Genomic DNA, 6,000 nt, shown 5'->3' with positions numbered 1-6,000 from the left:
CGCCCCGCCGCCCCCCCCCCCCCCCGCGGGGGGGGGGGCGGGGGCGGCGCGCGGCGGCCCCCCGCGGGGCGCGGGGGGGCGGCCTGGCCCGCCCCCCCCCCCCCCCCCCCCTCCGGCGTTCCGCCGTCCGGCGCGCGCTCCGCCCGCGCGGGGTCAGGACCAGACGGCGACGAAGTAGCCCACTCCGTAGGGCGCGTCCTCGTAGAGGAGCCGTCCGCCGAGCCCGGCGCGGGCGCCCGCGCCCGCCAGTACCTGCCAGGGTGCGCGCCCGGCCGCCTTCAGCTCGTGGGCGAGGCCGGCGTCGAGGCCGGCCAGGGCGGCTGTGTCGGCGGCGCCCAGGGCGCCGGAGGCGGCCTCGTCGAAACCGGCCGCGCGCTCGTCGAGGTAGCCGGGCGCCTTCAGCGTGCGGCAGGCGCTGCCGTCGCCGAGGACGAGCAGCGCTACCCGCTGCGCCCGCGCCGCGAGGTCTTCGCCGGCGGCCAGGCACGAGCGGGGCTCCAGCTGTTCGGCGACGGCGAGTCCTTCGACGGGCCCGTCCGTCCAGCCGGCGCGCTCCAGGAGCCAGGCGCCGACCGCGAGCGACGCCGGGAGCCGTTCGGCGGTGGGCGCGGCCGGGCCGAGGCGTACCGAGAGGTCCACCCCGTACCCGGCGAACGACCCGGTCGCGCCCTCGCGGAACGCGGCGCCCTGCTCGGCCGGTCCGACGACCACCAGCAGGTCGGGGCGGGAGGCGGCGAGGACGCCGACGGCGTCGGCGCAGGCGTCACGGGCCGCGTCGAGTTCCGGCGCGGCGCCTGCGGCCACGTCGGGCACGAGGAGCGGCGGGCAGGGGCAGACAGCGGCGGCTACGAGCATGATCCGCAGCCTAGCCGCGTTCCCGGGCCCCGGCCCTGCCGCCCGCGCAATGCGGCGCCGCAGCCGCGGGGCGGGGCCGCCTCGACGAGCCGCCCGCCGACGGGTGGGGCGGCCAAGCCGTCACGCACGGGCCGAGGCCGACGGCCCAGCTGCCGGCAGGCACCACGACAGGGCCGTCGCGAGGCCGGACCGAACCGGGGCCGGGCCGGACCGGGACGGCACCGGAACCGGATCGGGGCCCGGCCGGGCCGTGCGCGGACCTACAGGACCGAGCAGCCGCCCGTGGGCTCGGGCAGCGGCGCGGGGGCGCCGATGGAGGGCAGGCCGAGCAGCACGCCGGCGGGCTTCTGCGCGGGAGCGGCGTTGCGCCTCTCCCAGGCGTCGCCCGCGCGGGTGCGGCGCACGGCGGTGGTGGGGCCCTCGGCGAGCAGGTGGTGCGGGGCCGCGTAGGTGACCTCGACGGTCACCACGTCGCCCGGGCGCACCTCCTGGTCTGGCTTGGTGAAGTGGACCAGGCGGTTGTCGGGGGCGCGGCCGGACAGGCGCCGGGTGGAGCCGTCCTTGCGGCCCTCGCCCTCGGCGACCATGACCTCGATGACCCGGCCGACCTGCTTCTTGTTCTCCTCCCAGGAGATCTCCTCCTGGAGGGCGGCCAGGCGCATGTAGCGCTCCTGCACGACCTCCTTGGGGACCTGTCCCTCCATGGTCGCCGCGGGCGTGCCGGGGCGCTTGGAGTACTGGAAGGTGAACGCGCTCGCGAAGCGGGCCTCGCGGACGGTGTGCAGGGTCTGCTCGAAGTCCTCCTCGGTCTCGCCGGGGAAGCCCACGATGATGTCGGTGGAGATGGCGGCGTGCGGGATCGCGGCGCGCACCTTCTCGATGATCCCGAGGAAGCGGTCCTGCCGGTAGGAGCGGCGCATCGCCTTGAGGACGGTGTCCGAGCCGGACTGCAGCGGCATGTGCAGCTGCGGCATCACGTTCGGCGTCTCGGCCATCGCGGCGATGACGTCGTCCGTGAAGTCGCGCGGGTGCGGGGAGGTGAAGCGGACCCGCTCCAGGCCCTCGACGGAGCCGCAGGCGCGCAGCAGCTTGCTGAAGGCCTCGCGGTCGCCGATGTCCGAGCCGTAGGCGTTGACGTTCTGCCCGAGCAGGGTGATCTCGCTGACGCCCTCGGCGACCAGTGCCTCGATCTCGGCGAGGATGTCGCCGGGACGGCGGTCCTTCTCCTTGCCGCGCAGCGCCGGGACGATGCAGAAGGTGCAGGTGTTGTTGCAGCCCACCGAGATGGACACCCACGCCGCGTAGGCGGACTCGCGGCGGGTCGGCAGCGTCGAGGGGAACGCCTCCAGGGACTCGGCGATCTCGACCTGCGCCTCCTCCTGGACGCGCGCCCGCTCCAGCAGCACCGGCAGCTTCCCGATGTTGTGCGTGCCGAAGACGACATCGACCCAGGGGGCCCGCTGCACGATGGTGTCGCGGTCCTTCTGGGCCAGGCAGCCGCCGACGGCGATCTGCATGCCGGGCCGCTTCGTCTTCATCGGCGCGAGCCGGCCGAGATTGCCGTACAGCTTGTTGTCGGCGTTCTCCCGCACCGCGCAGGTGTTGAAGACGACGACATCGGCATCCCCGTCGGCGCCCTCGGGCGCGCGGACGTAGCCGGCTCCCTCGAGGAGGCCGGACAGCCGCTCGGAGTCGTGGACGTTCATCTGGCACCCGTAGGTGCGCACCTCGTAAGTCTTCGCACTCATCTCGCCCCCCAGGGTACGGGGCCCACCACCCCCTGGTCCTCGCGGGCGGTGAACTGGCAGGATCCAGCCATGCTCCCCGCACTGTCCCGGCCCGCCCGCCGCCGCGCCCTGACGGCGGCCGCGGCCGTCCTGGCGGCCCTCGGGCTGCTCCTGTGGTGGCTGCTCCCGTTCGGCGGACCGGCCCCCACGGGGAAGATCGACTTCAGTACGGGCGTACGCACCGGGGTCTACCAGCGCTACGGCGAACTCCTCCAGCAGGCCCTGGCCGCCGACCTTCCGGACGTCCAGGTCAATCTGCGCACCAGTCAGGGCTCGCAGCAGAACCTCCAGCGCCTGGCCGACGGCGTCTCCGACTTCACCATCGCGACCGCGGACTCCGTCGACAAGTTCCGCAAGGACGGGGCGCCCGGCGCGGACCGGCTGCGCGGCTGCGCGCGGCTGTACGACGACTACGTCCAGCTGGTGGTGCCCCAGGGCTCCCCCGTGCGCTCGGCCGCCGACCTGCGCGGCAGGCGGGTCGCCGTCGGCCAGGACGGCTCGGGGGTGCGGCTGCTCGCCGACCGGCTGCTCCAGGCCGCGGGGCTCGACCCGCACAAGGACGTCAAGGCCGTGCCCACCGGCATCGACACCATGCCCGATCTGCTGCGCAACCAGCAGATCGACGCGTTCTTCTGGTCCGGCGGCCTGCCCACCAACGCCGTGCTCAAGCTGTCCGAGGCGTATCCGGTCCGGCTGGTCCCGCTGGCCGGCCTGGTGTCGGCGCTGCACCAGGCGGACGGCAGCACCGGTTACTACCGGGCGGCCACGATGCCCGCCGACGCCTACCCCAAGGCGCAGCGCGGCGTGCCCGTGCCGACGATCGCGGTGGCGAACCTGCTGGTGACCACGGACCGCACCGACACGGCGCTCACCGAGGGCTTCACCCGCACGGTGATCAACAGCCGGGACCGCATCGGGCGCGTGGTGCACGCGGCGCAGCTGGTCGATCTGCGTACCGCGATCTACACGGATCCGCTGCCGCTGCACGAGGGGGCGCGCGACTACTACCGCTCGGTGAAGCCGTAGCCTCCCGGGCCGCGGCCCTCAGCCCTCGGGCTGGGTGCGCGGCACCGTGACGGTCACGCTCAGGCCGCGCGGTGCGTGGTGGGCGTAGGCGATGGTGCCGCCGCCGGCCGCGAGCAGAGCGCGGGAGATGGACAGGCCGAGGCCCGAGCCCTTGACGTTCTGGTGGCGGCCCGCGCGCCAGAACCGGTCGCCGACGCGGCCCAGTTCCTCGTCGGAGAGCCCGGGGCCGCGGTCGGCGACCGTCACGCTGGTCCTGGGCCCGTCCACGCCGACGGTGACGCGGACCTCCTCGCCCTCGGGGGTGAACTTCAGCGCGTTGTCGATCACCGCGTCCAGGGCACTGGAGAGCGCCACCGGGTCCGCCCAGCCGGTGGCGGCCGCCATGCCGTCCGCGTACAGCCGTACGCCGCCGGCCTCGGCGAGGGGGCGCCAGGCCGCGACGCGCTCGGCGGCCAGCGCGCCGATGTCGGTGAGCTGGAGGTCGGCCGCGGCGTGTTCGGCGAGTGCGAGGCCGAGGAGGTCGTCGAGGACCTGCGCCAGGCGTTTGCCCTCGGTGCGTACGGAGGCGATCTCCTCGTTGCCCTCGGGGAGTTCGAGCGCGAGGAGTTCGATGCGCAGCAGCAGGGCGGACAGCGGGTTGCGCAGCTGGTGCGAGGCGTCGGCGACGAACGCCCGCTGCTGTTCGAGGACTTCCTCGACGTTGTCGGCCATCTCGTTGAACGAGCGGGCCAGCCTGCGCAGTTCGGGCGGCCCGCCGGCGGCGGCCACCCGGGACTTCATGCGTCCGGTGGCGATGTCATGGGTGACGGCGTCCAGGACGCGCACGGGACGCAGGACCCAGCCCGTCAGGCGGACCGCCGCGCCGACCGCCAGGAGCATCGCCGCCACCTCGCCCGCCCCGATCAGGAGCCAGCCGCGCAGGGTGCCCGAGCGCATGCGGCCGGTGGGCGAGTCGGTGACCACGACCGCGATCACGTCGCCCTCGCGCACCACGGGCGAGGCCACCACCAGACGGCCCTGCTGCCACGGCCAGACCTGGGCCGGGTCGTGGCTGCGGCGCCCGGCGAGCGCCTCGTTGAACGCCAGGATCCCCTGCCCCTTGGCGGGCACGCGCCAGCCGCGCGGGGCGCTCGCCATGGCGCTGCCGTTGCGGAAGAACACCCCCGCCCTGATCCCGTACAGCGAGGAGTAGCGCGACAGTTCCTCCTCCAAGGTGGTCAGGCGCTCCGCGCTGTTGGTGTCGTCGCCGTCGGGGGCGGTGACGAACTGGGCGAGGGCCGCGAAGCGGGCGGTGTCGTCGATGCGGTCGACCACGACGCGCTGCTGCTGAGCGTGGGCCACGCTCAGGGCGAGCGGGAACCCGAACGCGACCAGGACGAGCGCGAGCAGGAAGATGAGGAGGGGCAGGAGGCGGGTGCGCACCGGGCTGCTCGGGCCTCAGAGGGCGGCCGGCGCGACGAGCCGGTAGCCCACGCCGCGCACCGTCTCGATCAGTGCGGGCATGCGGAGTTTGGAGCGCAGCGAGGCGACGTGCACTTCGAGGGTGCGGCCGGTGCCTTCCCAACTGGTGCGCCACACCTCGCTGATGATCTGTTCGCGGCGGAAGACGACGCCGGGGCGCTGGGCGAGGAGCGCGAGCAGGTCGAACTCCTTGCGGGTCAGCTGCACGCCCTCGCCGTCCACGCTCACCCGGCGGGTGGGCAGCTCGATCTGCACGCGGCCCAGGCGCAGTTCGCTCTGCGCCGACTCGGGCCGGCCGCCGGGGGCGGGGCGCCGGATGACCGCGTGGATGCGGGCGATGAGCTCGCCGGTGTCGTACGGCTTGACCACGTAGTCGTCGGCGCCCAGGTTGAGGCCGTGGATGCGCGAGCGGACGTCCGCCCGGGCGGTCACCATGATCACGGGGATGGAGGTGCGCTTGCGGATCTTGCCGCACACCTCGTAGCCGTCCTGGTCGGGCAGTCCCAGGTCGAGCAGGACCACCCCGAAGGGGGGCCGGGCGCAGCGCTCGTCGGGCAGCAGGGCCTGGAGCGCCTCCTCGCCGTTGCGGGCGTGCTTCACCTCGAAGCCGTGCTTGGCGAGCACCGCGGACAGGGCGGCGGCCACGTGGTCGTCGTCCTCGACGAGCAGCAGTCTCATGACCCCCCTTCCCTGCGGGCGCCCCGTCCCCCGGGGTCCCGCGCACCGTGTGTCCACCGGCCGCATCACGGCACGTACCCCCGCATCCACGCCCATGGGCGCCACTTCGGTCAAGGGGGCGCCCGCCCTTGCGCATCATCCGTTACGGAGCCGGTATTGGGCCGGGGGGCGCGCTCACCCAGAGTGCTTCCGC

At 74.7% G+C, this 6,000-nt stretch carries 5 protein-coding genes; 1 reads left to right on the top strand and 4 read right to left on the bottom strand.

Annotation, left to right across the window (positions count from 1 at the left end; genetic code table 11):
* Positions 1–153 precede the first annotated feature (153 nt).
* Positions 154–855 (bottom strand): class III extradiol dioxygenase subunit B-like domain-containing protein, encoded by a 702-nt coding sequence (locus ACGF3I_RS10475; protein ID WP_393130250.1) that lies wholly within the window; start codon positions 853–855, stop codon positions 154–156.
* 260 nt (positions 856–1,115) lie between these two features.
* On the bottom strand, positions 1,116–2,603 hold the full coding sequence (gene miaB, locus ACGF3I_RS10470) for a tRNA (N6-isopentenyl adenosine(37)-C2)-methylthiotransferase MiaB (protein WP_393130249.1): 1,488 nt from the start codon (positions 2,601–2,603) through the stop codon (positions 1,116–1,118).
* Positions 2,604–2,672: 69 nt separating this feature from the next.
* On the opposite strand from miaB, the gene ACGF3I_RS10465 reads away from it, so the two are divergent.
* A complete protein-coding gene (locus ACGF3I_RS10465; protein ID WP_393130248.1) occupies positions 2,673–3,668 on the top strand; it encodes a TAXI family TRAP transporter solute-binding subunit in 996 nt (331 codons plus the stop codon).
* Between the two features lie 18 nt (positions 3,669–3,686).
* On the opposite strand, the gene ACGF3I_RS10460 is transcribed toward ACGF3I_RS10465, so the two are convergent.
* Together ACGF3I_RS10460 and ACGF3I_RS10455 are read right to left on the bottom strand one after the other, a co-directional pair.
* Positions 3,687–5,090, bottom strand: coding sequence for an ATP-binding protein (locus ACGF3I_RS10460; RefSeq protein WP_393130247.1), 1,404 nt, complete (start codon positions 5,088–5,090; stop codon positions 3,687–3,689).
* A 15-nt stretch (positions 5,091–5,105) separates the two neighbouring features.
* Positions 5,106–5,807, bottom strand: coding sequence for a response regulator transcription factor (locus ACGF3I_RS10455; RefSeq protein ID WP_393130246.1), 702 nt, complete (start codon positions 5,805–5,807; stop codon positions 5,106–5,108).
* Positions 5,808–6,000: the final 193 nt, after the last annotated feature.

It is taken from the genome of Streptomyces sp. NPDC048111, from assembly GCF_043202815.1.
Taxonomy (GTDB): Bacteria; Actinomycetota; Actinomycetes; order Streptomycetales; family Streptomycetaceae; genus Streptomyces.
Note: the sequence above shows the minus strand (reverse complement) of the source record. Positions and strands in the feature narration are given on the sequence as shown.

Bases quoted from the DNA above. Each gene is read 5' to 3' on its own strand.
- ACGF3I_RS10475 (WP_393130250.1), bottom strand. From the start codon at position 855: ATGCTCGTAGCCGCCGCTGTCTGCCCCTGCCCGCCGCTCCTCGTGCCC.
- miaB (WP_393130249.1), bottom strand. From the start codon at position 2,603: ATGAGTGCGAAGACTTACGAGGTGCGCACCTACGGGTGCCAGATGAAC.
- ACGF3I_RS10465 (WP_393130248.1), top strand. From the start codon at position 2,673: ATGCTCCCCGCACTGTCCCGGCCCGCCCGCCGCCGCGCCCTGACGGCG.
- ACGF3I_RS10455 (WP_393130246.1), bottom strand. From the start codon at position 5,807: ATGAGACTGCTGCTCGTCGAGGACGACGACCACGTGGCCGCCGCCCTG.